We start from the raw sequence: 26413 nt of genomic DNA on the forward strand, positions 1-26413 counted from the left end.
CGGTGCCACGGTCGTCACGCCTGGACACCCGCCTTCCGCGGCAGCTCGATCCGGACCGGCGCCGCGCTCGACACGCTCGTCTGCGCGGCGAGCGTGGCCAGCGTCGTCGCGGCGAGCGAGGCGATCGAGATCGGCATCGGGCCGCCGGTGCGGACGGCTTCGAGGAACGCGCCGACCTGGGCGGCCTGGCCCTTGTCGCGCCCCTTCGGGATCCGCGAGCTGGCCCACTTCTTGCGCGAGTACACCGACGCGCGCACGAAGTCGTCGAACTTGAGGACCTTGCCGTCGGCGGTGAGGTCGAGGGTTTCCTTCGGGAAGCCGGACGAGCCGGTCTCGGCGTAGGTGATCACCGCTGTCGAGCCGTCCGGGTAGCCGAGCGTCACCTGGACGTCGCCGGTGGCGTACACCGAAACCGGGTCGGCGTCGAGCAGCCAACTCACCGTGTCGATGAAGTGCCCGCCCTCGCCGGCGAAGCGCGAGCCCTCGGTGGCGGTCTGGTTGTACCAGCTGCCGTGGTCGAGGCGGCCGGCGTTGACCAGGTACCGCACGGTCGCTGGACCGACGCGCGGGCCGAACTGGCCGCGGGCCTCGTGCAGCAGCGGCGCGAACCGGCGGTTGAAGCCGACCTGGAGCCGGTCGTTGCCGGACTCCTCGACCGCGTCGAGCACCTTCTGCAACTCGGGAGCGGACAGCGCCAGCGGCTTCTCGACGAACACGGTCTTGCCCGCCAGCAGCGCCTGCCGGGTCAGCTCGGCGTGCGAGCTGTGCCGCGTCACGACGAACACCGCGTCGATCGAGGAGTCGCCGAGGACGTCGTCGATGTCGGTGGACGCGCCGGCGAAGCCGAACTTGCGCCGCGCGTTGGCGCCGGAGAGCGCCGACGTCGTCGCGACGTGCTTGAGCTGGACGTCTTCGCGCTCGGCGAGGTGCGGCAGCAGCATCGACGACGCGTAGTTCCCGGCGCCGATGAAGCCCAGCCGCACGGGCTGCCCGGCGGGCAGCGGCGCGGCCTTGTGCTCGACGAGCACGACGCGGGCGGACGTCACGACCGGCTCGGTCTTGGCGACCGCGTCCGGGTAGCGGAACAGCACCGCGACGGCCTTGAGTTCGCCGTCGTTCAAGGACTTGTACGTCTCGACCGCGGAAGAGAAGTCCGAGACGTGCGTGATCAGCGGCTCGACGTCGAGGCGGTCGCGCGCGATCAGGTCGAGGACGCACTCGAGGTTGCGGCGCTCGGTCCAGCGGACCTGGCCGATCGGGTAGTCGCGGCCTTCGAGTTCGTACGACGGGTCGTAGCGGCCCGGCCCGTACGAACGGGAGAACCGGACGTCCAGTTCCTTCTCGTAGTAGGCGTTCCACGGCAGGTCGAGCTTGCACTTGCCGATGTCGATGACGCGGCCGCGGTCGCGCGACAGCTTCGCGGCCAGCTCCACCGGGTCGTTCGTGTTGCCGCCGGCGGCGAGGTAGGTCTGGTCGACGCCCGCGCCGTGGGTCAGTTCGTCCACGGCGGTGTCGACGATGCCGGACGCCGGGTGCGCACAGGTCAGCGCGCCGAGGCTCTCGGCGAGCTTGCAGCGTTCCGGGTCGGGATCGACGCCGACGACGCGCACGCCGGACGACGTCAGCAGCTGCACGACGAGCTGGCCGATCAGGCCGAGGCCGATGACCAGCGCGACCTCGCCGATCTGCGGCTCGCCGCGGCGGACGCCCTGCATGGCGATCGACCCGACGGTGCCGAACGCCGCGTGCCGCGGGTCGACGCCGGCCGGGACGCGCGAGTAGAGGTTCTTGGGCACCCAGTTCAGCTCGGAGTGCAGTGCGTGCTCGTTGCCCGCGCAAGCCACCAGGTCGCCGACCGTGACATCCGTGATGCCGTCGCCGACCTGCTCGACGATGCCGCAGAGCGAGTAGCCGAGCGGGGTGTAGGAGTCCAATTTGGACGTCACCTTGCGGTAGGTCGCCGAGAGGCCGTTGGTGGCGACGCTCTGCATGACCTTCGCGACCTGGTCCGGGCGGGCCTTCGCCTTGCCCACCAAGGACATGCTCGCCTCGGACACCTTCATCATCTCGGTGCCGGTCGAGATCAGCGAGTACACCGTGCGAACGAGCACCCCGCCCGGCTTGCACGCCGGCTCGGGGACGTCGAGGAGCGCCAGTTCACCGCTCTTGTAGTTCTGGACTACCTGCTTCACTTCGCTCCCGCTCCAGACATCGCGTTCCGGTACCAATACTCAAGAGTCAAGACGTGCCAAAGGTGCTTGCTGCGGTCTTCCTGACCGGCGGCGTCCTCGGCGACCATGCGCTGCAACGCTTCCCGCTGCAGGAAGCCCGATTCGACGAGCACGCCTTCGTTGACGACTTCGCGCACCAGCGGCGCCAGGTCGCGGCTCATCCAGGCCCGCAGCGGCGCGCTGAACAGGCCCTTCGGCCGGTGCACGATCTCGCTGGGCAAGATGTTCAGGGCCGCGTTCTTCAGCGCGACCTTGCCCGCGCGGCCGACGATCTTCTTGTTCCCCGGGATCTTGAACGCCGCGCGCACGACCTCGACGTCGACGAACGGCGTCCGCACCTCGGTGGACGCGGCCATCGTCGACCGGTCGGTGTAGGTCAGGTTCAGTCCCGGCAGGAACATCCGCGAGTCGGCCAGGCACATGCGGTTGACGAAGTCGTCGAGTGCCTGGTCGTGGTAGGTGTCCGCGTGCTCGGCCAGGACGTCGTCGACGACCGGCGCGAGGTCCGGGTTGACCAGCGAAAGCAGCTCCGCGCGGTCGTACATCGTGTAGCTGCGGCGGAACGCTGTTTCCTCGGGCAGGCCCGCGAAGGACAGGAACCGCTTCGCGAACCGCACCGACCGGTACCCACGCTTGGCCGACGCCACCGGCAGCCGGTCCACAATGGACTCCACCGGACGCCGGACCGCGCCGGGAACCTTGTGGTAGCGCACGGCGATCAGGTTCGCGAGGTGCTTGCGGTAACCGGCGAACAGCTCGTCGGCGCCCATCCCGGACAGCATCACCTTGACGCCGGCGTCGCGCGCGGCCGTGCAGATCAGGAACGAGTTGATCGCCGCCGGGTCGCCGATCGGCTCGTCGAGGTGGTAGGTCATCTTCGGCAGCAGGTCGAGCACCTGCGGCGCGATCTCGATCTCGTGCAGGTCGACGCCGAACTTGTCAGCCACAATCCGCGCATAGCGAAGGTCGTCCGGCATGGCCTCGAACTTCGCGTCCTCGGCGCGGAACCCGATGGTGTACGCGGAGATCCCCGGCTGCGAGCGCGCGGCCAGCGCGGTCAGGTAACTGGAGTCCAGGCCACCGGAGAGGAACGTCGCCACCGGGACGTCCGAGATCAGGTGCTTGGCGGTCGACTCGGCGATCACGGAGTGCAGGTCGACCTCGCCGTCGAAGGCCGCGCCCTCCTCGGCGACCTCCCGCAGCGACCAGAACCGGCCGCGGTCGACCTGGCCGTCCGGGCGGCAGCGCAGCCACGTGCCCGGCGGCAGCTTCTCCGCGCCCTGGTAAGCGCACCGGCTGTCCGGCACCCAGTAGTAGAGCAGCGACGCGATCAGCGCCCCGTTGTCGACCTGCAGCGACCCGCCGAGCTCACCGGCGAGGGCCTTGAGTTCCGACGCGAAGACGACCCCGCCGGCCCGCTGCACGAAGAACAGCGGCTTGATGCCCAGCTGGTCGCGCACCAGGAACAGCTCGCCGGTGCCTTCCTCGAACAGCGCGAACGCGAACATCCCGCGCAGCTTGGGCAGGCAGTCGGTGCCCCAGCGCCGCCACGCCTGCAGCAGCACCTCGGTGTCGGACGTCCCGCGGAAGCGCACGCCTGCCGCGGAAAGCTCGGCCCGCAGCTCCGGCGCGTTGTACAGCTCGCCGTTGTAGCTCAGCGCGAGCCCGTCGAGGACCATCGGCTGGGCGCCGGTCTCGGTCAGGTCGACGATCGACAGCCGCCGGTGTCCCAAGTGGACGTCACCGGAGCCGACGGTGTGGTCGTAGCGGCCGGAGCCGTCCGGGCCGCGGTGGGCCAGCGTCTTGGTCAGCCGGTCGGTGAGCGGCCCGCCGTCCGGCCAGAGGTACGTGCCTGCGATGCCGCACATCTCGAGTGGGTCCCCTTCATTCGCGGCGCGGTGGTCAGGAGACCTCCGCGCTCTTTTCGGACTCGAGCTCGGCGTTCAGTTCGCCTTTGTGCGTCGGTTCGCCGTGGTCGCGCTTGAACGGCGTCGGCGGCCGGGGCGGCGGCTTGACCGGGGCGAACTTCTTCGTCGGCGCGTCCAGGTGGTCCGGCACGCTGACCTTGCCCGGTTCCGGGAGCGGCGGCGCGGGCGGCTTGGCGAGCGGCGGCGGGAGGACCGGCCGGACCGGCGCGATCCGCCGGGTCGGCGGTTCGACGACCGCGACGCGCTCGGCGATGCGGGCGGCCAGCTCGTCGATGCGGTCGTCGTTCTCGGTGACCGAAACGCGGTGGACGTGCTGCGTCGATTTCGCGCGGCCGCGCAGGGCCGTGTGCAGGCCGTCCCAGAGGGTGCCGTCGGACTTGTCGCGCGGGTCCGGGTCGACCAGCACCACGCCGACGATCGGGATCTGCTGGTCGGCGAGCTGCCGCGCCACCGTGTGCAGCCACAGCGTGTTCGCGTGCCCGGCCTTGACGACCAGCACGGCCTCCTGGCCGAGGTGCTCCAGGTCCGTCCACGCCGTGCCCGGCGAGACCGTGCCGACGCCGACCCGGCGCTCGTCCGGCTCGGCGTCCGGGTCGCCGGCGCCGACCACGGTGACCTCGCTCTGCGTCTCGGCGGCCAGCTTGCGGACGTCCTCGCCCGGCAGGTCGTCGAGGATGCTCGCCTTGCCGTCGGTGGCGAGTTCGGTGGCGATGTCGAGGGCGAGCGCGGCCGCGACCTTCGGTGCGCCGAGCTCCAGCAAGGACACTCCTGGCCTGTCCTTCTTGATCGCGCGCACCAGCGTCGTCGCGACGCGCCGGCGTTCGGACACCGCGCGGGACCGCTGCCACAGCCGCGCCGGGCCCCGGCGCTTCGACGGCAGCTGGGCGAGCACGGACGCGCCGAGGTGCGTGGAGATCTCGCGCCGCAGCACCGGCCGGTCGCGCGACACCGCGCCGACGGCGGCGATCGCGAGCCCGAGGGCCAGGCCGAGGGCGAAGCCGATGCCGCCGTTGGTCGCGGTGGTCTTGAGGAACGTCTTCGGCAGCGCGCGCGGCGCGTCGACGATCTGGGTGCCCGCCGCGACCTGCGGGCTGCCGATGCCGGCCTGCTGGGCGCGGGAGTCGAAGTCGGAGACCTGCGACGCGAGCGCCGCGCGACGGCCGTAGAGGCCTTCGAGGGTGCTCGCGTTGGCGTTGCGGCCCTTGCCGGTCTCGTCGGCGATCTGGGCGTCGACCTTGGTCAGCTCGTCCTGGGCGTTCTTCCGCTGGTCGAGGATGGCCTTGGACTGCGCGGCCGCGGCCGCTTGGCTGCGTTGCACGTGGTCGGCGATGAACGTGTCGGCCAGCGCCTTCGCCTTCGCCACGGCCTCGGCGTCGCTCTTGGCCTTCACGGTGATCTGCATGACGTTGTTCGTCAGGCCCAGCCCGGCGTAGTTCTTCATGAAGTCTTCGGGCGACTCGGTGCTGCCCAGTTTCTTCAGCGCGCCTTCGGCGATCTGCGTCGTCGACAGCACGGCGACGTCGGTGCGCATCAGCGTGCCGCTGTCGGTCGGCGAGTCGTCCTGGTGGACGACGATCACCTTGGTGACGGCGGTCGGCGCCGCCGGGAGCACGACCGCCACCGCGGCGCCGGCGATCAGCCCGAGCAGCGCCGTGGCCAGCCAGAGCCGCTTGCGACGGCGGATCGCGACGAACAGGCGGTGCAGGTCGACGAGGGGCGCCGCCTGGTTTTCCGGAGGAGTCGTCACGCCGAACCTGCCAAGGCTTTCTCGGGGGCTTCCGCCACGGGTTCGGCTTCCGGCCCGGACGGCCGGACGGGATGGGTGAGGACCGCGCCGATGACCTCCTGGCCCGCGTCGGAGCAGGCCTCGGCCAGCCGGACGAGCTCCCACGCGGTGCGGGAGCCGGCGCCGAGCACCACCAGGACGCCGGAGTCGGGGCCGGCGTCCGGCACCGTCGGGCGCGCGGCGGCGAACTCGAAGCTCCGCAGCGGCACGGAGAGCCGGTCGGCCAGTTCGGCGAGTTGCCCGGCGGCCAGCTTGCCGGTCTCGTCGTCGTCGGCCACGAGCAGCATGACGTCGGTGGGGCCGGCGGCCAGCCGGGCCAGCACGCGGCGGTAGCGGATGTCGCGGTTGACCTCGTCGGCCGACGTCGCGACCGGGGGCAGCACCCACGGCCGGTCGCTGCCGAGCAGCCGGCGCAGCTTGCCGCGGAGGCCGGTGGCCGGGAGGCGGTCGCCCTGCGGCGTCGTGACGTCGACGCCGGCGAGGATCGGCGAGCCGAGCGCGGCCGCGATCTCCGGCTCGCCCCGCAGCCGCCGGTCGGCGCGGTCGGTGAAGAGGTGGCCGAACACGCCGACGAGGAAGAACAGCACCGCGCCGCCGGCGGCCAGCTGCGTCAGCGTCGGGGCGGCGGGCCCGGCCGGGCGCTCGGACGGGCCCAGCACCACGGTGTTGCCGACGCCGGTCGCGAGGTCGGCCTGGTTGAGGTCGTTGATGGCCTGCTCGAGCGAGGTCCGCAGGCCTTCGAGCTGCGTGCGGACCTGGACGCTCTCCACGGTCAGGTCGCCGCCCACGTTCTTGGCGAGCTCGCTGATCTTGTCGGTGGTCAGCTTGACCTGGTTGCGCAGCGACTCGCGCTGCTCCTGGGCCAGCTGCACCGACGCGTCCGCGGAGTTGCTGGCCAGCTGGCCGGAGTACTTGACGAACTGCTGCGCGACCTGGTCGGCGAGCTGCTGGGCGTGCTCGGCGGTGTCGGCCGAGACGGTGATCGCCACGACGTTGCCGTTGGCCACCGACGTCGTGACCTTTTTCTGCAGGTCCGCGCCCGTCGGGTGCCACGGCAGCACGGCGGCGGCCCGGTCGAGGACCACCGAGCTGGTCGCGACCTGGGCCTGGGTGAGCAGCTCGTCCGCCTGGCGCGGTCCCTGGAGCAGCACGCTGGACGTGGTCTGGTACCCGGGCGAGAGCAGCACCGAGACGCCGGCACCGACCGCCGCGCCCAGGACGGCGAGGGCGACGAGCAGCCGCCAGCGCCGGCGGAGGACCTGCCCGATCAGGGCCAGGCGCACCGTGTCGTCAGTCAACGGCGGTATCTCCATTCCTGAGCCGGGTACGCCGAACGGATGTCAGTTGATCGGCCGGTTACCCGAACCGTCGTCGGACCGGGAGCTTTGGTTACACGTCCGGTGACTTCTTGACCGAACGGCGATCAGGACTTCACGGCGTGCTCATACGCCGCGAGCAGGTTCTTGGCCGAGTTCTCCCACGAGAGCGCACCGGCGACCCTGGCCTGGCCGAGCTTGCCCATCCGGACCCGCTCCTCCGGGTCGTCGAGCAGGCGGGCGACGAGCTTCGCGAACGCCAACTCGTCGTTCGCCGGGGCGTAGACCGCCGCGTCGCCGGCCGAAACGCGCGCTTCGCGCAGTTCGAACGAGACGATCGGCTTGCTCATCGCCATGTACTCCATGACCTTGTTCATCGTGGAGACGTCGTTGAGCGGGTTCAGCGGGTCCGGCGACAGACAGACGTCGGCGGTCGACAGGTAGCGGACCAGGTCCTCGTCCGGGATCCGGCCGGTGAACTCGACCTGGTTGGCCAGCCCGAGCTTCGCCGAGAGCGCGACCATGTCGTCGAAGGCGTCGCCGGAGCCGACGAACACGGCGTGCCAGTCGGTGCGCCCGATCTCGTCCCGCAGCTTCGCGAGCGCGCGCAAGGCGTAGTCGACGCCGTCCTGCGGGCCCATCACGCCGAGGTAGGCCAGCAGGTGGGGCTTGCCCTTCTTCAGCTCGGGCTCGGCGGGCACCTCGTGGAACCGCTCGACGACCGGGGCGCTGCGCACCACGAAGACGTCCTCGGGCCGCTTGCCGCCGCGGATCCGGGCGACTTCCTTGTAGCTCTCGTTCGTCGAGATGACGACGTCGGCGGCGCGGTAGGTGGCGCGTTCGAGCGCGCAGACGCCGCGGTAGAGCAGGTCCTGCCCGCGGTCGAACCGCGAGAGGTACAGCTCGGGGCAGAGGTCGTGCTGGTCGAAGACGAACCGCGCGCCCTGCCGCTTGAGGTACTTCGCGACCAGGTACAGCAGGTCCGGCGGGTTGCAGGCGTGCACGACGTCGACCGGGCCGACCTTCCGGGCCAGCCGCAGCGTGTGCCACAGCGCGCTGCCGTACTCCTGCAGGTAGCCGGCGGGGCCGCCGGTCGCCGCCTTCAGCGGGTACCGGTGGATGTGGACGCCGTCGACGACGGCTTCGGCCTCGGTGTCGCGCTTGGTGCCCTGCGGGCAGATCACGTGGACTTCCCACCCGGCGTCGCGCAGGGTCGTGGACTCCTGCCAGACCCGCCGGTCGAAGGGAACGGACAGGTTTTCGACGAGGATGAGCGCTTTACCAGGCAAGGCCGGCGTATCCCTCTTCAAGGCGACGCTCGGCGGCGTCGGGCAGGCGGACGAGGTCGACGATCGCCCGGCCGTGCGGCAGGGCCGCCAGCACGTCCGGGTCCTTGGTGCCGACGAGCAGGACGTCGGCGTGGTCCATGACTTCTTCGACGGACCCGGCGAGCAGCTGGCCGAGGTGCGGCAGCCGGCCCTCGATGTACTCGCGGTTGGCGCCCATCAGCCGCGAGAGGCTGACGTTGGCGTCGTAGATCTTGAGGTCGAAGCCCTTGCCGAGCAGCTTCTCGGCCAGCTCGACCAGCGGCGACTCGCGCAGGTCGTCGGTGCCGGGCTTGAAGGAGAGGCCGAACAGCCCGACCTTGCGCTTGCCGGTGCGCGCGACCAGGTCGAACGCGCGCTGCAGGTGGTCGTCGTTGGACGGGAGCACGTGCGAAAGGATCGGCACGCTGACGTCGGCGCGGTGCGCGGCGTAGACCAGCCCGCGCAGGTCCTTCGGCAGGCACGAGCCGCCGAACGCGAAGCCGGGCTTCAGGTAGGCCGGGCTGATGTTGAGCTTGGTGTCGGCGAGGAAGACGTCGATCACCTGGTGCGAGTCGAGGCCGAGCGCCCGGCAGATCGAACCGAGCTCGTTCGCGAAGCCGATCTTCAGGCCGTGGAAGGAGTTGTCGGCGTACTTCGTCATCTCCGCGACCGGGATCGGCACGCGGAAGACCGGGCCGGGCAGCCCCTCGTACAGCCCGGCGACGGCGGCCCCGCTGGCTTCGTCGATCTCGCCGATCACGGTCTTCGGCGGGTCGAAGAAGTCGCGGACGCTGGTGCCCTCGCGCAGGAACTCGGGGTTCACCGCGACGCCGAAGTCGACGCCGGCCGTGCGGCCCGAGGACTTCTCCAGGATCGGGATCAGCAGGTCCAGGCAGGTGCCGGGGAGCATCGTGCTGCGGAAGACGACGGTGTGCCGCTCGCTCTTGTTCGCGATCGCCTCGCCGATCTCCTCGGCGACGCGCTCGAGGTAGACCGTCGAGAGGCTGCCGTTCGGCGCCGACGGCGTGCCGACGCAGACCAGCGAGATCTCGCTGTCGGCGACGGCTTCCGCGACGTCGGTCGTGGCTCTCAGCGCGCCGCTCGCGACGACTTCGGCGGTCAGCTCGCCGATCCGCTCCTCGACCACCGGGGCCTTGCCCTGGGTGATGAGGTCGATCTTGACCGGGTTGACGTCGACGCCGACCACCCGGTGCCCCTGCCCCGCCAGGCACGCGGCGGAGACACAGCCGACGTAACCGAGTCCGAAGACACTGATCTTCACGCCAAAACCTCCGCTATTCCGCGCGACCCTCAAGTTGGTCGGCCGGACCCCCTGGATCGTTACCGCGAGGGCGGCGAACGGGGTAATGCGTGAGGCAGCCGTTAGGCGTAACGGTTTTCGCGTAAGAATCGGGTCTCGAATTGCCGGTTGCAGTGGGTGGGCAACGTGATCGGCGCGGTTGTCGTCAGCAGCTCCCGAGGAGGCGCTTGCGTTCCGGGGTGTAGGTCCACCACGGCCGCGGCGGCGCGCCGTCGGCCTGGTCGACGGCCGACATGAACGTGTCGAGCACGCACGGGTCGTGCCGCACGCCGTCGGTCTCGCAAAGGCGTTCGTACAGCTCGACGGCGTCCTGCCCGGCCAGCTGGGCGGGCTCGGTGATGCCGAGCCGGGCGAGGTCGCGGACCATGGCGGGGCCGATGTTGGCCAGCTTCAGCAGTTCCTTGCTCATGCCCCCAGCACAGCAGCCGGGGCCGGTCCCCGTCTTGAACGGATCGGCCCCGGCTGTCGCGTGCGTCAGTTGTTGTTGACGAAGGTGCCGGCGAGGCTCTGGCCCTTGCTCACCGCGTTGGCGTGGTTCTCGATCGGCGAGACCGTCGAGTTCTTGAAGCAGATGTAGGTGACGCCGGAGTCGGTGCCGCCGTTGGACGGGTCGGGGTTGATGCCGAGGTCCTTCGCGGTCGCGTAGGAGGCTTCACCGATGATCTGCGTCGGCCCGGTGTCGCCGATGACCGCGTACTCGACCTTGCCGTTGTAGATCACCGCGCAGGAGCCGCCGCCCTTCAGCTGCGACGACGTGTACTTCCAGATGCTGCTGGAGCTCGGCACGACGATGTAGGGCAGCTTCGCGGCGCTCAGCGGCTTGCCGTCGGACTGGTGGAACGCGGTGTCGTCCTGGTAGCAGCAGTCGGTGTTCTCGTTGCACTGCGTCGTGCGCTGGCCGTCGCAGTCGATGTCCATGTCGGCCTTCCAGAAGACCGCGCCATTGGCGTCGCAGATGGCGACCGTCTTGGCCGAGACGTCCTCGTCGGTCTTGTACTTGCCGTTGGAGATCTGCTTGCAGCTGTTCGTCTTCGCCAGCAGCTGGGCCGCGGTCGGAGCGGCGGCGGTGGTGGCGGGTGCGGCCACCGGGGCCGGGGCCTGCGCCGCTGACGCGAGGGCCGAGGGCAGCACGGCCGCGGCGAGCGCCATGGTCGCGAGCAGGATCAGTTTCCGCATTCCTGATGCTCCCTTTAGTTAGGAAACTTTCCTTACGGCGGCGTGGCAACCAGGATGCACCCGGGCGAAGGCCAGGTACAAGACTTGACGGTGCGGGAATTTCCCATCATCCGGGCCGGGTTGACGAAAACGCTGCTCACCGGGAGGCGGCCCGGGAAATTGGTCTCGACCATGTGCCGTTGACCGGAACTCCGGGCCCCGCGACGGACGTCAGCGACGGGCGCGCCGGAAGACGCGGCTCACCCAGTGCCCCGCTCGCCGGTGGCCCGCCTCGAGCAGTTCGTCCAGCCAGTCCCCGTCGACGTCGTGGCGCAGTTCGGTGCGCGCCTGCAGCCACCCGTCGCGGCTCGCCGCGCCGCCGTCGCTGGTGTACACCCGCGTGGCGCCCGCCTGCCGCAGCCGGTTCAGCACCCGCCGATCGTACGCACCGGATGGCAGCGAGAACCGGCGCACCGGGCGCCCGCACAGGTCGCCGAGGAGCCGGGGTGCGTCCGTCAGCTCGCGGCGCGCGTGGCGGTCGTCGAGGCGGCGCCAGTCGCGCGGCTCCCAGCCGTGCGAGCCGACCTCCATTCCCGCGCGCACCAGGTCGCGCAGGCCCGCGCGGTCGAGGTAGCCGCGCTGGCCGAGCCGGCCGGCGAACGGGAAGAACTCCGCCGTCAGCCCGCGGTCGGCCAGCCGCGGCAGGGCGATCTCGACGTCGGACTCGTTGCCGTCGTCGAAGGTGAGGTGGACGTCGTCGCGCTCGGCCACGGCGTCCAGCACCTGCTCGAACTGCTCGACCGTCACCCAGCGCTCGTCCTCGCCGGGGTCGAGTTGCCGAGCCGGCCGACCGATCCCGTGCAAGGCGAGGTTCACCGTCACCGCTCCCACCGCCTGCCACCGCGAGTAGTCGATTTGTTACTTCGATTAATCGCGGTGGCAAACGGGTGAGTTACAGGTTTTTGCCGTTATTTAGCCTTTGCGGATTTCCAGCGTGCAGCACTTCGGGCCGCCGCCGGCTTTCCGCAGCTCAGAGATGTCGACGTAGACCGGCTCGTACCCCCGGTCCGCGAGAAGTTCACCCAGTCGAGTGGCCTCGACCGGCAGCACGACATTGCGGCCGTCGGAGACGCCGTTGAGCCCGAAGCACTCGGCGTCTTCCTTCGTCGCGAGCACGGCGTCCGGGAACAGCCGCTCCAGCACGCGGCGCGAGCCGGCGGAGAACGCCTCCGGGTAGTAGACGATCTGCGCGCGCGTCGTGTCGGTGGCCTCGGCGAGCACGAACAGGGCCGTGTCCAGGTGGTAGTAGCGCGGGTCGACCAGCTGCAGCGAGACGACCGGGACGCCGAGGACCTCCTGGGCCTCGGCGTGCGCGGCCGGGTCGGTGCGGAAGCCGGTGCCGGCCAGCAGCAGCGTGCCGGTCCAGGCGAAGTCGCCCTCGGCCTCGTTGATCTTCTCGGGCATGGTGATGTCGCGGTAGCCGTGCTCGAGGAACCAGCGGCGGAAGTGCTCGGCCTCGGCGGCCCGCTGCGGCGCGCGGAACCGCGAGCCGAGGACGCGCCCGTCGACGACCGTGCCGGAGTTCGCGGCGAAGACCATGTCGGGCAGGCCGGGCTGGGCGTCGATCTCCTCGACGGTGTGGCCGAGGCGGCGGTAGGTGTCGCGCAGCTCGGTCCACTGCGCGACGGCGACGTCGGCGCTGACCGGCTGGGTCGGGTCCATCCAGGGGTTGATCACGTAGTCCACCGCGAAGAAGCGCGGGGGGCACATCAGGTATCGACGGGTGGTCGGTACGCGCATTGGCGATGATCCCTGCATGATTGTAGGGTAAGGTGCGCCTAATATCGCAATCAATCGCTGTTCGCTGCGCACATCTGTGCTAAGTGTTGCGTGTGAACACCATCGACCAGCGAATCGTTTCGTGCCTCGTGGCGAACGCTCGGAGCAGCTACGCCGAGATCGGCAAAGTGGTCGGCCTGTCCGCCCCGGCGGTCAAGCGCCGGGTCGACCGGCTCCTCGAAACGGGCATCCTCCGCGGGTTCACGGCGGTGGTCGACCCGGAGGCGCTGGGCTGGGGCACGGAGGCGTTCGTCGAGGTCACGTGCCAGGGCAACATCACGCCGGCCCGCATCCGGGCGCGCCTGGAGCCGTTGCCGGAGGTGGTGGCGGCGTACACGGTCTCGGGCGCGGCGGACGCGATCGTCCACCTGCGGGCGGCGGACATCCACCACCTGGAGACGGCACTGGAGCGGCTGCGCGGACTGGAGATCGTGGACCGGACGGTGTCGACGGTGGTCCTTTCGCGGCTGCTGGAACGGCCGCCGACGCCCGAGGAGTGACGCCTCCGGCCCCCCGTCATCCAGCTTATCGGTGGGCGCCGACAGTTCCGGCCTGGTGCACGCAGCCTGTGCACATTCCACGGCGCCTGTGGACAAGTCCGCGGCTTGCGCTCTCGAGCCCGCCAAACCGTCGGCCCCCGCCGATACGCTGGACACCGGGGGCCGGAGGCCAAGCCTCAGCCCGCGAGCGCCCGCAGCACCAGCGGCGCCTCGTCCGGGTGCAGCCGCAGCTCGGTGCGGCCGCCCGCCGCGTGGAACGTCACCGCCTGCTGGTCGACCGCCTGCATCGTCAGCTCTCCCGGGTCGAACGCCACCGGCTCCGCGCCCGGCGTCCGCCAGGTCGCCGGGCCGTCGCCCACCGCGAGCCAGCCCCGCCGTTCGCGACCGCTCGTTGCGTCGTCGTCGCGCAGGACGCAGGGGAACTCGACCCGTTCGCCTCGCGAGGACGCCGCCTGGCGCGCGCGACGGCGGCGGCCGCCGAACAGCTCCGACATGTCGATCATCGTCAGCAGGTTGCCGACCAGCACTACCACCAGTTCCCCCATGCCTCCACTAATACCCTGAGTCGATGACCGACCGCATCGTCAGCGAGCACGCCGACGGCGTCGCGCTGCTGACCGTCGACGCCCCCGCCAGCCGCAACGCGCTCACCCTCGACCTCTCCGCCCAGCTCGCGGCCGCCGTCGAAGCCGCGGAACGGGACGAGGAAGTCCACGCCGTCATCGTCACCGGGACGCCGCCCGCCTTCTGCGCCGGCGCCGACCTCTCCGCGCTGGGCAGCGCCGACGAGACCGGCCTGCGCGCCATCTACGAAGGCTTCCTCGCCGTCGCCCGCTGCTCGCTGCCGACCATCGCCGCGGTCGGGGGCGCCGCCGTCGGGGCCGGGCTGAACCTGGCGCTGGCCGCCGACGTCCGGCTCGCCGGGCCGCGTGCGAAGTTCGTCGCCCGGTTCCTCGAGCTGGGGCTGCACCCCGGCGGCGGGATGACGTGGATGACGCAGCGGCTGGCCGGCCCACAGGTGGCCGCCGCGATGACGGTGTTCGGGCAGCCGCTCGACGCCGAGGCGGCGGTCCGCGCCGGGCTGGCCCTCGAGGTGGTCGAAGGCGACCTCGTCGCCGCCGCGAAGGAATTCGCCGCCCCGGCGGTGGCCGCACCGCGCGAGGCACTGCTCGCCACCAAGCGCAGCCTGCGGAAGACCGCCTCGCTGGCCGCGCACGCCGACGCCGTCGACGTCGAGATCGAGCCGCAGCTGGCGTCGCTGGCCTCGCCGGAGTTCGCCGAGCGGCTCGAGGCCATGCGGGCGCGGATCCGGTCCCACCTCTGATCCCAGCAGGTGGACCCCTGAGTCGGAGACACGGGTCACAGCGAGGACAGGGGTATACCCGTTACCATCGGTTACACGTATTTGTCGGACCAGCACAGAGACGCGATAGCGCAGCAATGAGGTCGTTCCGGACGCCGGGAGTCTAGGAACATCGTGGTCGGGCGCGAGCTAACCTCGTGGTAGGGCCTGGTGACCTGCGTGTCACGACACCGGGCAGGTGACCGATGGCCACAACGTCGGGAGAGAGGGAATCCCTGACCCATGAGCACGAGTGCGAACGGCAACGGCGCTGGTCACGGCTCGCTCGCCGCGACCAGGCAGACCGAGGTCAGCAAGCTGGACCGGGTCGTCATCCGGTTCGCGGGCGACTCGGGTGACGGCATGCAGCTGACCGGCGACCGCTTCACGTCCGAAGCCGCCGCGTTCGGGAACGACCTGTCGACGATGCCGAACTTCCCGGCCGAGATCCGCGCGCCACAGGGCACCATTCCCGGCGTCTCGAGCTTCCAGGTGCACTTCGCCGACTACGACATCCTCACCCCCGGCGACCGCCCGGACGTGCTGGTGGCGATGAACCCGGCGGCGCTCAAGGCGAACCTCGGCGACGTCCCGCAGGGTGGGACGATCATCCTGAACACCGACGACTTCATCAAGCGCAACCTGACCAAGGTCGGCTACGCGACCGACCCGCTCGACGACGACACGCTCGCGCCCTACCAGGTGCACCGAGTCGCCATGTCGACGCTGACCCAGGGCGCGCTCGCCGACACCGGCCTCGGCAAGAAGGACGCCGAGCGCTGCAAGAACATGTTCGCCCTCGGCCTGCTGTCGTGGATGTACCACCGTCCCACCGAGGGCACCGAGCAGTTCCTGCGCGAGAAGTTCGCGAAGAAGCCGGACATCGCCGAGGCCAACATCCTGGCCTTCCGGGCGGGCTGGAACTACGGCGAGACCACCGAGTCGTTCGCGACGACGTTCCAGGTCGCCCCGGCGAAGCTGAAGCAGGGCACCTACCGGCAGATCACCGGCAACACCGCGCTCGCCTACGGGCTCGTCGCCGCCGGGCAGCGCTCCGGCCTGCAGATCCTGCTCGGCACGTACCCGATCACGCCGGCGTCGGACATCCTCCACGAGCTGTCCAAGCACAAGAACTTCGGCATCATCACCTTCCAGGCCGAGGACGAGATCGCCGGCATCGGCGCCGCCCTCGGCGCGTCCTACGGCGGCGCGCTGGGCGTCACCTCGACGTCCGGCCCGGGTGTCGCGCTGAAGTCCGAAGCCGTCGGCCTCGGCGTGATGGTCGAGCTGCCACTGGTCGTCATCGACGTCCAGCGCGGCGGCCCGTCCACCGGCCTGCCGACCAAGACCGAGCAGGCCGACCTGCTGCAGGCGATGTTCGGCCGCAACGGCGAATCCCCGGTCCCGATCGTCGCGCCGCTGTCGCCGGCGGACTGCTTCGACGCGGCCATCGAAGCCACCCGGATCGCGCTGAAGTACCGCACCCCGGTGCTGCTGCTCTCGGACGGCGCGATCGCCAACGGCTCCGAGCCGTGGCTGATCCCGGACGTCGAGACGCTGCCCGACCTGCGCGTCGAGTTCGCGGCCGAGCCGAACGCCGACAACGATTCCGGCGAGTTCTGGCCGTACGTGCGCGACCCCGAGACGCTCGCCCGCGCGTGGGCGATCCCGGGCACGCCTGGCCTGCAGCACCGCATCGGCGGGCTGGAGAAGGCCGACAAGACCGGGCACATCTCCTACGACCCCGCCAACCACGACAAGATGGTCCGGCTGCGGCAGGCGAAGATCGACGGCATCGACGTGCCCGACGTCGTCGTCGACGACCCGAGCGGCGGCAAGGCGCGCGTGCTGGCGCTGGGCTGGGGCTCGTCCTACGGCCCGATCGGGGCCGCGTGCCGCCGGGTGCGCAAGCTCGGGATGCCGATCGCGCAGGCCCACCTGCGCAACCTCAACCCGCTGCCGGCCAACCTCGGCGACATCCTGCGCAGCTACGACAAGGTCGTGGTGCCGGAGATGAACCTCGGCCAGCTTTCGCTGCTGCTGCGCGCGAAGTACCTGGTGGACGTCCACTCGCACACCAAGGTCGCCGGGATGGCGTTCAAGGCCGAAGAGCTGCAGAACCTGTTCTCGGAGATCATCACCAGCGTCAGTACGGAGGCGGCGAAGTGACCGCAATCGACATCGGGCTCCCGACCATCGGCGGCCTGGACCTTGTGCCCACCACTGAAGAGCCGCAGAAGGCCAAGGACTACAAGTCCGACCAGGAAGTCCGCTGGTGCCCGGGCTGCGGCGACTACGTCGTGCTGAACGCCGTCCAGTCGTTCCTGCCGACGCTCGGCCTCAAGCGCGAGAACATCGTGTTCATCTCGGGCATCGGCTGCTCGTCGCGCTTCCCGTACTACCTCAACACCTACGGCATGCACTCGATCCACGGCCGCGCGCCGTCGATCGCGACCGGGCTGGCGACCACGCGCCCGGACCTGTCGGTGTGGGTCGTCACCGGCGACGGCGACGCGCTGTCCATCGGCGGCAACCACCTGATCCACGCGCTGCGCCGCAACGTCAACATCAAGATCCTGCTGTTCAACAACCGGATCTACGGCCTGACCAAGGGCCAGTACTCCCCGACGTCGGGCCAGGGCATGGTCACCAAGTCGACGCCGATGGGGTCGGTGGACACGCCGTTCAACCCGCTGTCGCTGGCGATCGGCGCCGAAGCGTCGTTCGTGGGCCGGGCGCTGGACTCCGACCGCAAGGGCCTCACCGAGGTCCTGCAGGCCGCGGCCGAGCACCGCGGGTCGGCGCTGGTGGAGATCTACCAGAACTGCCCGATCTTCAACGACGGCGCGTTCGACGTCCTCAAGGACGCCGACGAGGCCGCCGCGCGGCTGATCCCGCTGCGCGCCGGCGAGCCGATCCGCTTCGGCCCGAACCAGGAGTTCGGCGTCAAGCGGAGCGACTGGGGCGGCCTGGACGTCGCGAAGGTCGCCGACATCGGCGAGGACGACATCGTCGTGCACGACCCGTCGATCACCGACACGTCGTACGCGTTCGCGCTGTCGCGCCTCGGCGACCAGAACCTGAACCACGTGCCGACGGGCATCCTCCGCCAGGTCGAGCGCCCGACGTACGACGACGGCGCCCGCGCCCAGGTCGAGCAGGCCCGCGCGGCCCGCACGCCCGACCTGCAGGCGCTGCTGCGCGGCAAGGACACCTGGACGGTCGCGTAGTTCCAGCTTCGCCGAAGGCCGCCACGCACCTTGCGTGGCGGCCTTCGGCGTTTCGGGGTTGCCAGAGTTAGGACACGTGTCCTAAGTTTTGGGTCATGCGACCTTTCGTGTTCTTCGACGTCCGGACGTCCGATGCGGACGCCACCAAGCGGTTCTTCGCCGACCTCCTGGGCTGGGAATCGTCCGGCCCGCTCCTGACCGACGGCGGCGCGCCCTGGGGCGGTCTGACCGAGCTGGCCCCCGGCGACGACCGCGCACCGCAGTGGCTGCCCTACGCGCCGGTGTCCGATGTGGACTCCGCGGCGGCGAAAGCCGTGGAGCTGGGCGGGAAGATCGTGCGGGAGCGCACCGATCTGCCGGTCGGCTCCCTGGTCGTGGTCGCCGATCCCGGCGGCGCGGCCATCGTCCTGTTCCAGGCGGCCTGAAACGCTCGAAATCAGCTGAGCGGGCGGAACCCGACGCGCTCGGCGTCCTCGGCGGTCCGGAACCACACCTCGGCCACCATCTTCGGGAACTGCGCCGACTCCTCGGTGCAGTACCGCAGCGCCGTCACGCTGGCCTTGACCTCGAACGCCTCGCTCGGCCGCCCGCCACCGGGCCGCGGCATCGCCGAGCCGGGGCCGAACGGGCCGGGCGGAACAGCGTCGCCCGCCGCCTGCCGCGCGGGCGGCGGCTCCGGCGCCGAAACGGCCGCCTGGTTCGGCTGCACCGACGGCTCGAACAGCGAACCGCTGTGGGCGCCGGCCAAGTCCGTCTCGCGCCGCTCGACAGTGCGCATCGACGGCTGGATCGGTTGCGGTGTCTCGAAACCACCGCGCAGTGCTTCGCGCGGCTGCCGCTTCGGCAGCACCTGCGTCGCCTCGGCCGGGGTCTCCGGCGGCACCTCCAGGTCGCCGTTCGCCGCGTCGTCGCCGCCGAACGCGTACTGCGGCGCCTCTTCCGGCTCGGCCTCTTCGGACGCATCGCCGCCGACCGACAGGTAGCGCGTGCGCTCCATCGGCTCCTCGAACGCCGACCGCTCGGCCGGCGGCTCGTGGTCGAACCAGTCCGGCGCCGGCGTGTGCGTCTCCTCGGCCGGGGGCTTGAACAGCGAACCGGCGGCGGGTTCCGGGTCGAGCTGCTGCTCGAGCCGCGAGTGCGCCGGGGTGGCGAGCTCGTCCTCCGGCGTCAGGTACTCGGTCGCGGCGGCGCGGTAGGGGTCGTCGGCCTCCGGCTCGGCGACCGGCGTCAGGAACTGGGTCTCCGAAGCGCGGTACGCGGCGTCGTCCTCGGGCTCCCGCTCCGGCTCCGGCTCCGGCCGGAAGGCGTCGTCGGGGTCCGGGTGCGTCCCCGGCGGCACCTGCGAGTCCAGCTCGGCGAAGTCCTCGTCGATGTCGTCGTGGACGTCGTCGCGGTTGTACGGCGCCGGGGCGACGAGCGTCCCCGGGTAGGAGGTCTCCTGCCGCGCCGGCTCCGGTTCCGGGCGCGGCTCGGGCCGCGGCTCCGGCCGGGCGAACACCTCGGTGCCCGGCGCGGCCAGCCCCGCGGCGTTCGCGGGAGTGCGCGCGGCGTCGGCGTGGGTCTGCGCCAGCGCGCTCTCCAGCTTGCGGACGCTCTTGCGGAGCGGCAGCACCAGCACCAGCCAGGTGAGCAGCACGCCGACGAAGAACGCGGCGAGACTCCACACCCAAACCTGTCCGAAAATGGACATCTCTTTCCTGCCCCTGTTTAGTGCGTGCGCGCGACGAGGTAGTCGGCGACCGACTCGCACGCGTCCCGGGCGGGTGACGCGGGGAGCGCGGTGAGCTCGGCTCGCGCGCGCTGAGCGTAGTCGGAAAGGGTGACGCGTGCGCGGTCGAGTCCGCTACTGACCCGCAGCAGCTCCAGGGCCTCCTGGACGACCGCGTCGTCGGCGATCGGGCCCGACAGCAGCTCGACGAGGCGCGGATCGGTGTCCGGGTCGGCCAGCGCGTACAGCATCGGCAGCGTCCGGACGCCCTCGCGCAGGTCGGTGCCCTGCGCCTTGCCGAGCTCGTCGGACGGCGAGGCGATGTCGATGATGTCGTCGGAGATCTGGAACGCGGTGCCGATGATGTCGCCGAACCGGCGCAGCGCCTGGACGTGCTCCTCGGCGGCCCCGGACATCATGCCGCCGAAGCGGCCGGACGTCGCGATCAGCGAGCCGGTCTTCTGCGCGATCACGGTGAGGTAGTGCGCGACGGCGTCGTCACCCGGTCCGGGGCCGACGGTCTCGCGCATCTGGCCGGTGACCAGCTCACCGAAGGTCTCGGCGATGATCCGCGCCGCGTCCGTGCCGAGGTCGGCGACCAGGCGCGAGGCGTGGGCGAAGAGGAAGTCGCCAGTGAGGATGGCGATGGTGTTGTCCCAGCGCGCGTTGACGCTCTCGGCGCCGCGGCGCATGTCCGCTTCGTCCATGACGTCGTCGTGGTAGAGCGTGGCGAGGTGCACCAGCTCGACCGCGGCGGCGGCGATCACGACCTGGTCGTCCTGCTTCGGCCCGAACTGCGCGGACAGCAGCGTGAAGAGCGGACGGAAGCGTTTGCCCCCCGCCTCGACCAGGTGCAACGCGGCGTCGTTGACGGCCTGGACGTCACTGCGGACGACCTCACGCAGCAGCTTCTCGACGTCGGCCAGCCCGCCGGCGATCGCGCGCAGCAGGGCTTCGTCGGCGATCTGCAGGCCGACCGACGCGCGCAGGTCCTCGAGGGCGCCACCCGGCGCAGCGGGGAGGGATCCCGCCCCGGGGGCTGGGGAAGGCACAGACACGTCGGCTCCGCTCTACTCGTGCACCGGTCGGGTTATGCCTTGAGCGTAGTGGCTACCCCGCGCGGTCGTTTACCCGCTGTCCTGCGGAAACGGTGATGAACGCGACACAGGCGGACGGCCCGCTGTCCGGATACCCCGGGGCCCACCAACGGGTGGTTCATGATCCACGAAGGGGTGATCAGCGGTTTCGGGCGCAACGGACGTCTCCGGCGAGCGGATATTCAGCCGGAGGAAGAGCGGTGGCTCTCCCCGGTCGGCAAGGAGGACGCGAAATGCGCAACACCATCGCGAGGCGGGCCGCGCTCGCCGGAACACTGCTGGTGGCGGGACTGGTCGCGGCCGCGGCGCCGGCCCAGGCCGAGCCGCAACCGGGCGTGGCGAACATCGGCTCCGCCGAGTTCACGAAGGCCGGGTCGACGATCACGGTGCCCACGCAGGGTCACTGCTCGGTGGACGGCCCGACGAGCGCGACGGCCCAGGTGGTGACGAAGACGGGCATCACCTTCGGCGGCGGCACGTCGTCCTGCACGACGACGGTGACGGACCCGAACACGGACGCCACCACGACGACGTCCACGGCGACGGGCAAGAACTTCGAGCTGTCGGCCCTGGTGAGCGCGGGCGGCCCGCGCGTCAAGCTGTCGACGTTCACGGTGAAGTGCACGGCAACCCAGACGCAGACGAACGCGAACTGGAGCTACGGCGGAATGTCGGGCATCCCGAACCCCCCGAGCCCGGTCCCGGCGAGCTACACGTCGCCGATCAAGAAGTCCAACGGAACGGTGCTGGCCAACGCGGTGTTCAACACGCAGAACCTCCCGGGCGACGGCAGCATCGGCCTGACGATGCTGCGGATCGACTTCCTCCCGGCGTCGGGAATCAGCGGCCAGGTGGTCCTGGGCCACACTTCCTGCTCACCGACGCCGTAGTCGTTCGTTCCGGCTTTTGCGGTGTGGGAACCCTGGTAGTCTGCTGGCCGTCGGATACGCAGGGTGCCCGGGGTGGAGCACACTGCAAGCTAGGGGAGAGCTGATGACGACTGTGCCGGTGGTGCGCCGTGCCTGAGGGACCGGTTTACGACCCGAACACCCGAAGGGCCCCGCTGCCCCCGCGCACGCCGGCGGCGGGGTCTTATGGGGTTCCGGCCGGGGGCGGGGTGGGCGGAGCGGGATTCCAGTACGACGAGGCGACGCTGCGTGAGCTGATGCACGACTGGAACGACTTGGCGAACGAGTTCCGCAACGATCAACGGCGAGCCGAACAGCTGGCGCAGACTCGAGGACCCGGCCTCGAGTACGCGAGCAACGGCAATGCCGAGCAGATTCGGAATTCCGGCCGAGCCCTGCTTGAGACACTAAATGAACGCGAACGTTACTGCCGAACGATGGCGAAGAAGTTCGAGACCGCGCTGGGCAAATACGGCGAAGTCGAGACGGCTCACCAGGCAGAGATCAAGCAGACCGGAGGCACGCTCTGATGCGCCGACCCTTTGCGGTGCTCTGCATCTCGTTACTGGCCTTGACGGGTTGCACCACCAGCACGAATGGAACCGCGTCGCCATCTCCGAACCCGACGGGCCAGCCGACTTCACCCTCGCAGGAGTCCGAGGCCGTACCCGGGCCAGGCGTGCCGAAGGTCGAGACTCCGCTCGATATCAGCCATTTCCAGCAGTCTCCGTGCGACTCGTTGACCACCGCGCAGAGCCAGGAGCTCCTCGGTTCGACGGTGGTCGCCAAGCCTGTGGTGGACGATCAGGCCGGTCCCACCTGCAACTGGGATGTTCCCGCGGTTTCCCAGGCGGGCGTCGGCGTAACCTATTTCAAGGCCACTAAACTCGGACTGACCGGAATCTATCGATCAAAAGACTCGGTGTACCCGTTCTTTATGCCACTTGAGCCGATCGACGGCTATCCAACTGTGGCATTCGGTACGGTTGACGAACGCAACAGCAAAGGTCGTTGCTCGCTCGCTCTGGGCACGAGCGACACCGAGCAGGTCGACATCTCCGTCTCGCTGTCAGAGACGAATATCGGGAAAAAAGATCCGTGCGCAGCTGCCCACGATGTGGCCGCGAAAGTGCTGGAAAACCTTCGGAAGGTGAATTGATGGTCACCGAAGGCCCTCTGACGGCTGCGCAGATCTACGATCAGATCACCGGCGGAGAAGGCGTTGGGTCCTTGGCTGACGCGCAGGACAACGCCGGTTATCTCACAACCAGCATGGTTGAGCGTGCTCAGCGGATCAGTGCTCTTCGGGCCAAGACGGCCTCCGGCTGGCAGGGCGGCGCGGGCCAGTCTGCCGCTGATGCGACGCTTCCTCTTGTGCAAGCCGCGGCTGATGATGCTGTTCATCTCAAGAATGCGCAGACCGCTGTCGGCGCTCAGATGGATGCCTTTGGGACTGCCAAGAACTCTGTCAAGCCGGTTTCTCCTCAGCCTCCTGAAATCACCTCCGCCGATCTTCTTCATGCACTCTCCGCGCGGGGGATTCAGCCGTACAAGACCAAGATTGCCGGGTGGCAGGCTGATAGTCAGGCCAATATCGATGCCTTCAGCGCCTACCACTCCGCCAGCAGCACCAACGGCGAGCAGATGCCTGCCCAGTACGCGCAACTCAGCGACTCCGGGGCTCCCGTCTCCATGACCACCCCTGGAAGCGACACGCACAGCAAGACCGCCGGGCCGACTGATACCGGTGAGTGGGCGAGGAATCCTCGGCAGCCGCAGGTTCCCGTGCAGCAGATCCGGCAGCAGCCCGGGCAAGACCAGAACCAGAATCAGACGCCAAGCCAGAACCACTATCAGAACCAGTCCCAGAACCAGGTTCAGCAGCCCGGCACCAGCAACCCGGACAACACCCACGCCAACAGCTACGTCCCCAACCCCGTCGTGCCTCCCGCTGCCGCGCAGGGTGGGTATCAGTTCGGGCCTACCGGGCAGGCCGGTGGGAACAACGCCTTCGGGGGCGGTGGGTACACCAGCGGCTTCGGGCCCGGCACCGGCGGATACGGAAGCGGAACAAGCACTGGAACGGGACCGGGCACTGGAACGGGATCAGGAAGCGGCTACCGACCAGGAGCCGGGCCGGGAACAGGGCCAGGGACAGGCATGCGGGGACCTGGAGCGGGCACCGGCGCCCGCATGCCCGAAGAACGGCTTCCCGGTGGCTCCACCGCGCGCGGTGCTGCCGGTGCGCGGGGGGCCAACGGCATGCCCATGGGCTCCCCCGCCGGCGGGCGTGGCGGCAAAGAGGAAGACAAAGAAAAGAAAGCCGCCGGCTATCTGCGTAATCCGGATCCGGACGAGACCTTCGGTGGGTTCATCGAAAAGCCGATGCCGCCGGTGATCGGCGAGAACCGGCCTAAGCCGTAGAGCGCCGAAAGGGGAGGAAAACACCGGTGCTCAAGGCCGACTTCACGCTGAACACCCTGCTCACCGCCATGCGCAACGCCGGCTGTGGCGATCCGCATCCGATCTTCGCCGGTGGGCTCAGGTACATCCCGCCATCCGCGAAGAACACCACCGACCGCGAAGCCTTCGAAGAACTCAGTCAGTACGGCTTCACCCAAGGCAACGGTGTCACGCCCGAATTCGAAGACGTCCTGAGGCTCATCGACAATCCGAGCCACGAGTTCTACGCCTACGTCCGCGACACCGAAGGCCAGATCGGCATCCTCGTCGCCGCGCAGAACCGGACCGCTGTCAGCGTTGTCTGCCGGGGCGAACGGGTCGAACTCAGTGGTGTTTCCCCGGATACTCATCCCGCTGACGCCCTGGTCAGGCTCCTGCCGCCCTGCGGGCCCGCGGCCATCAAGCCCTTTTCGCTTCCGCAGGAAGACTTCGAACCCCAGGCGGAAAGCGACATCTTCGACGACGCGCCCGCCCGCAGCCGGGAAGCCCAAGAACTCGACGCCTTCTTCCAGCAGCCGCACTTCGGCATCGGACAGCTTTACGCCGCGAACACGACCGTCAACTACCTGGACCTCGAAGCCGGCCGCGTAGGCATCCACCTCGCGGACGGCTACATCAGCGTCCTGCCGGGCGAACCCCGGCAACTCAGCGGCAAACTGAAGGCCGCCACCCCCAGGTAGCGGGAGTGGCGGCCTGGGAAAGCAAGCCTCAGGAAGCGAAGCCGCCCGCGCCCGCCCAGCCCAGCGCGAACGCCGGGACCAGACCGAGGACCAGCGTCACCGCCGTGCCGAGGAAGATCGCCGTCCCCGTGCCGAAGCCCGGGACCGAGACCGAGGGGCCGTCCGCCGCCGGCTCGGAGAAGTACATCAGGACGATCACGCGCAGGTAGAAGAACGCCGCCACCGCGCTGAACACCAACGCGACGACGACCAGCGGCGCCATCCCGTCCGAAAGCGCCGCCGAGAACACCACGAACTTCCCCACGAAACCGGAAGTAAGAGGAATCCCGGCCAACGCCAGCAGCAAGAACGTGAAGACGCCCGCCACCAATGGTGAGCGCTTGGCAAGCCCAGCCCACGCCGAAAGGTGCGTCGCCTCGCCCGAGGAATCCCGGACCAGGCTGATCACACCGAACGTCGCCAGCGTCGTGAAGCCGTACGCCAGCAAGTAGAACAGCGTGCTGGACAGACCGTTGCGAGTCATCGCGATCGCCCCGACGAGCAGGAAGCCCGCGTGCGCGATCGACGAGTACGCCACCATGCGCTTGACGTCCGTCTGCGTCAGGCCCAGCACCGCGCCGATCACCATCGAGATGATCGCCACGACCTGGAGGACTCCGCGCCACTCCCAGCTCGTCGAGCCGAACGCCACCGACAGCACCCGGAGGATCCCGCCGAAGGCCGCGACCTTCGTGCACGCCGCCATGAACGCCGTCACCGGTGTCGGCGCGCCCTGGTAGACGTCCGGGGTCCACGTGTGGAACGGGCCGACCGAACCCTTGAACAGCAGGCCGACCACCAACAGACCCAGCCCGGCGAACAGCAGCGTGTCCGACCGGTCCGAGCCCGCCGCCGCGGCCGCGATGTCCGCCAGCTTCACGGAGTTCGCGTAGCCGTACAGCAGCGCGAGGCCGTAGAGGAAGAACGCCGAAGAGAACGCGCCGAGCAGGAAGTACTTGACCGCCGCTTCCTGCGACAGCAGGCGGCGGCGCCGCGCGAGGCCGCACATCAGGTACAGCGGCAGCGACAGCACTTCCAGCGCGATGAACATCGTCAGCAGGTCGTTCGACGCGCAGAAGGCCATCATGCCGCCGAGCGCGAACAGCGTCAGCGGGAAGACCTCGGTCTGCATCACCGTCGCCGTCTGGGCGCGGTCCTGGACCGTGCCCGGGCGGATGCCGGCCTGCGCGACCAGAGCGCCGCCCGGCTCGACCACGCGGTCGGAGATCAGCAGCACCGCGCCGACGCCCAGGGCGAGCAGTGTGCCCCAGAGGAACAACGCCGGCTCGTCGATCGAGATCGCGCCGCTGAACGTCTTGACGCCGCCCGCGGGCGCGCTGCCCGTGGCGTAGAGGATCAGGCTGACGCCGGCCGCGACGATCGCCGCCAGGCTCAGCCCGACCTGCAGGCCGAAGCGCGAGCGCTTCGAGGCGAACGCCTCGACCAGCACGCTCACGCACGCCGCGCCGAAGACGATCAGCATCGGCAGGACCGCCGGGTAGTTCACCGACGGCGTCACGATCGGCGGCTCCGGCGCCTGCGTCAGGAGGATGTCGAGCACGG

General features: G+C 69.9%; 24 protein-coding genes. 10 read left to right on the top strand and 14 right to left on the bottom strand.

What is annotated here, in order from left to right; all coding sequences use genetic code 11:
* Positions 1–14: 14 nt before the first annotated feature.
* The 10 genes from OG738_RS08310 to ddaH form a co-directional block, all read right to left on the bottom strand.
* Positions 15–2192, bottom strand: a complete 2178-nt coding sequence (locus tag OG738_RS08310; RefSeq protein ID WP_329052591.1) for a bi-domain-containing oxidoreductase — start codon at positions 2190–2192, stop codon at positions 15–17.
* Positions 2189–4099 carry an asparagine synthase (glutamine-hydrolyzing) gene (gene asnB, locus OG738_RS08315; RefSeq protein WP_329052592.1) on the bottom strand — a complete coding sequence of 637 codons (1911 nt, stop codon included), beginning with the start codon at positions 4097–4099 and terminating at the stop codon, positions 2189–2191. The genes OG738_RS08310 and asnB overlap by 4 nt, the downstream gene beginning before the upstream one ends.
* 34 nt (positions 4100–4133) lie before the next feature.
* A complete protein-coding gene (locus tag OG738_RS08320; RefSeq protein ID WP_329052593.1) occupies positions 4134–5906 on the bottom strand; it encodes a Wzz/FepE/Etk N-terminal domain-containing protein in 1773 nt (590 codons plus the stop codon).
* Positions 5903–7258 (bottom strand): Wzz/FepE/Etk N-terminal domain-containing protein, encoded by a 1356-nt coding sequence (locus OG738_RS08325; RefSeq protein ID WP_329052595.1) that lies wholly within the window; start codon positions 7256–7258, stop codon positions 5903–5905. The genes OG738_RS08320 and OG738_RS08325 overlap by 4 nt, the downstream gene beginning before the upstream one ends.
* A 110-nt stretch (positions 7259–7368) precedes the next feature.
* A complete protein-coding gene (locus OG738_RS08330) occupies positions 7369–8550 on the bottom strand; it encodes a glycosyltransferase family 4 protein (RefSeq protein ID WP_329052597.1) in 1182 nt (393 codons plus the stop codon).
* Complete coding sequence (locus OG738_RS08335; protein WP_329052598.1) at positions 8540–9850, bottom strand: nucleotide sugar dehydrogenase; 1311 nt, start codon at positions 9848–9850, stop codon at positions 8540–8542. Before OG738_RS08335 ends, OG738_RS08330 begins: the two co-directional genes overlap by 11 nt.
* A 184-nt stretch (positions 9851–10034) precedes the next feature.
* Complete coding sequence (locus OG738_RS08340) at positions 10035–10298, bottom strand: helix-hairpin-helix domain-containing protein (RefSeq protein ID WP_329052599.1); 264 nt, start codon at positions 10296–10298, stop codon at positions 10035–10037.
* Positions 10299–10363: 65 nt separating this feature from the next.
* Positions 10364–11065: a glycoside hydrolase family 75 protein gene (locus OG738_RS08345; protein WP_329052600.1), complete on the bottom strand. Its 702-nt coding sequence runs from the start codon at positions 11063–11065 to the stop codon at positions 10364–10366.
* Between the two features lie 210 nt (positions 11066–11275).
* Complete coding sequence (locus tag OG738_RS08350) at positions 11276–11935, bottom strand: polysaccharide deacetylase family protein (RefSeq protein ID WP_329052601.1); 660 nt, start codon at positions 11933–11935, stop codon at positions 11276–11278.
* Positions 11936–12016: 81 nt separating this feature from the next.
* Positions 12017–12844: a dimethylargininase gene (gene ddaH, locus OG738_RS08355; protein ID WP_442875873.1), complete on the bottom strand. Its 828-nt coding sequence runs from the start codon at positions 12842–12844 to the stop codon at positions 12017–12019.
* A 92-nt stretch (positions 12845–12936) separates the two neighbouring features.
* Between ddaH and OG738_RS08360 the strand changes: the two genes are divergently transcribed.
* Entirely contained in the window at positions 12937–13383 is a 447-nt protein-coding gene (locus OG738_RS08360) for an Lrp/AsnC family transcriptional regulator (protein ID WP_026468878.1), read from the top strand.
* Between the two features lie 176 nt (positions 13384–13559).
* Here the strand turns inward: OG738_RS08360 and OG738_RS08365 are convergent, their stop codons facing one another.
* On the bottom strand, positions 13560–13928 hold the full coding sequence (locus tag OG738_RS08365) for a hypothetical protein (protein WP_329052604.1): 369 nt from the start codon (positions 13926–13928) through the stop codon (positions 13560–13562).
* 23 nt (positions 13929–13951) lie between these two features.
* Here OG738_RS08365 and OG738_RS08370 point away from each other — a divergent pair, with 23 nt between their 5' ends.
* The 4 genes from OG738_RS08370 to OG738_RS08385 all read left to right on the top strand — a co-directional run bounded on the left by OG738_RS08370 (position 13952) and on the right by OG738_RS08385 (position 18380).
* Positions 13952–14707: an enoyl-CoA hydratase gene (locus tag OG738_RS08370; RefSeq protein WP_329052606.1), complete on the top strand. Its 756-nt coding sequence runs from the start codon at positions 13952–13954 to the stop codon at positions 14705–14707.
* 261 nt (positions 14708–14968) lie between these two features.
* Positions 14969–16894: a 2-oxoacid:acceptor oxidoreductase subunit alpha gene (locus OG738_RS08375; RefSeq protein ID WP_329052607.1), complete on the top strand. Its 1926-nt coding sequence runs from the start codon at positions 14969–14971 to the stop codon at positions 16892–16894.
* A complete protein-coding gene (locus tag OG738_RS08380) occupies positions 16891–17955 on the top strand; it encodes a 2-oxoacid:ferredoxin oxidoreductase subunit beta (RefSeq protein WP_329052609.1) in 1065 nt (354 codons plus the stop codon). The genes OG738_RS08375 and OG738_RS08380 overlap by 4 nt, the downstream gene beginning before the upstream one ends.
* A 95-nt stretch (positions 17956–18050) precedes the next feature.
* Entirely contained in the window at positions 18051–18380 is a 330-nt protein-coding gene (locus OG738_RS08385; protein ID WP_329052611.1) for a VOC family protein, read from the top strand.
* Between the two features lie 11 nt (positions 18381–18391).
* Here the strand turns inward: OG738_RS08385 and OG738_RS08390 are convergent, their stop codons facing one another.
* Together OG738_RS08390 and OG738_RS08395 are read right to left on the bottom strand one after the other, a co-directional pair.
* Positions 18392–19645, bottom strand: a complete 1254-nt coding sequence (locus OG738_RS08390; RefSeq protein WP_329052612.1) for a sunset domain-containing protein — start codon at positions 19643–19645, stop codon at positions 18392–18394.
* Positions 19646–19662: 17 nt separating this feature from the next.
* Positions 19663–20715 (bottom strand): polyprenyl synthetase family protein, encoded by a 1053-nt coding sequence (locus OG738_RS08395; protein ID WP_329056611.1) that lies wholly within the window; start codon positions 20713–20715, stop codon positions 19663–19665.
* Positions 20716–20993: 278 nt separating this feature from the next.
* On the opposite strand from OG738_RS08395, the gene OG738_RS08400 reads away from it, so the two are divergent.
* The 5 genes from OG738_RS08400 (at position 20994) to OG738_RS08420 (ending at position 24811) form a co-directional block, all read left to right on the top strand.
* Positions 20994–21650: a hypothetical protein gene (locus tag OG738_RS08400; RefSeq protein WP_329052614.1), complete on the top strand. Its 657-nt coding sequence runs from the start codon at positions 20994–20996 to the stop codon at positions 21648–21650.
* 227 nt (positions 21651–21877) lie between these two features.
* Entirely contained in the window at positions 21878–22198 is a 321-nt protein-coding gene (locus tag OG738_RS08405) for a hypothetical protein (protein ID WP_329052615.1), read from the top strand.
* Positions 22198–22827, top strand: coding sequence for a DUF3558 domain-containing protein (locus OG738_RS08410; RefSeq protein WP_329052617.1), 630 nt, complete (start codon positions 22198–22200; stop codon positions 22825–22827). Before OG738_RS08405 ends, OG738_RS08410 begins: the two co-directional genes overlap by 1 nt.
* Complete coding sequence (locus OG738_RS08415) at positions 22827–24092, top strand: hypothetical protein (protein WP_329052619.1); 1266 nt, start codon at positions 22827–22829, stop codon at positions 24090–24092. Before OG738_RS08410 ends, OG738_RS08415 begins: the two co-directional genes overlap by 1 nt.
* A 26-nt stretch (positions 24093–24118) precedes the next feature.
* Complete coding sequence (locus tag OG738_RS08420; RefSeq protein WP_329052621.1) at positions 24119–24811, top strand: ESX secretion-associated protein EspG; 693 nt, start codon at positions 24119–24121, stop codon at positions 24809–24811.
* A gap of 28 nt (positions 24812–24839) precedes the next feature.
* Here the strand turns inward: OG738_RS08420 and nuoN are convergent, their stop codons facing one another.
* Positions 24840–26411 (bottom strand): NADH-quinone oxidoreductase subunit NuoN, encoded by a 1572-nt coding sequence (nuoN, locus tag OG738_RS08425; RefSeq protein ID WP_329052622.1) that lies wholly within the window; start codon positions 26409–26411, stop codon positions 24840–24842.
* Between the last annotated feature and the right edge of the window lie 2 nt (positions 26412–26413).

Source organism: Amycolatopsis sp. NBC_01488 (genome assembly GCF_036227105.1).
In the GTDB taxonomy this organism is placed as follows: Bacteria; Actinomycetota; Actinomycetes; order Mycobacteriales; family Pseudonocardiaceae; genus Amycolatopsis.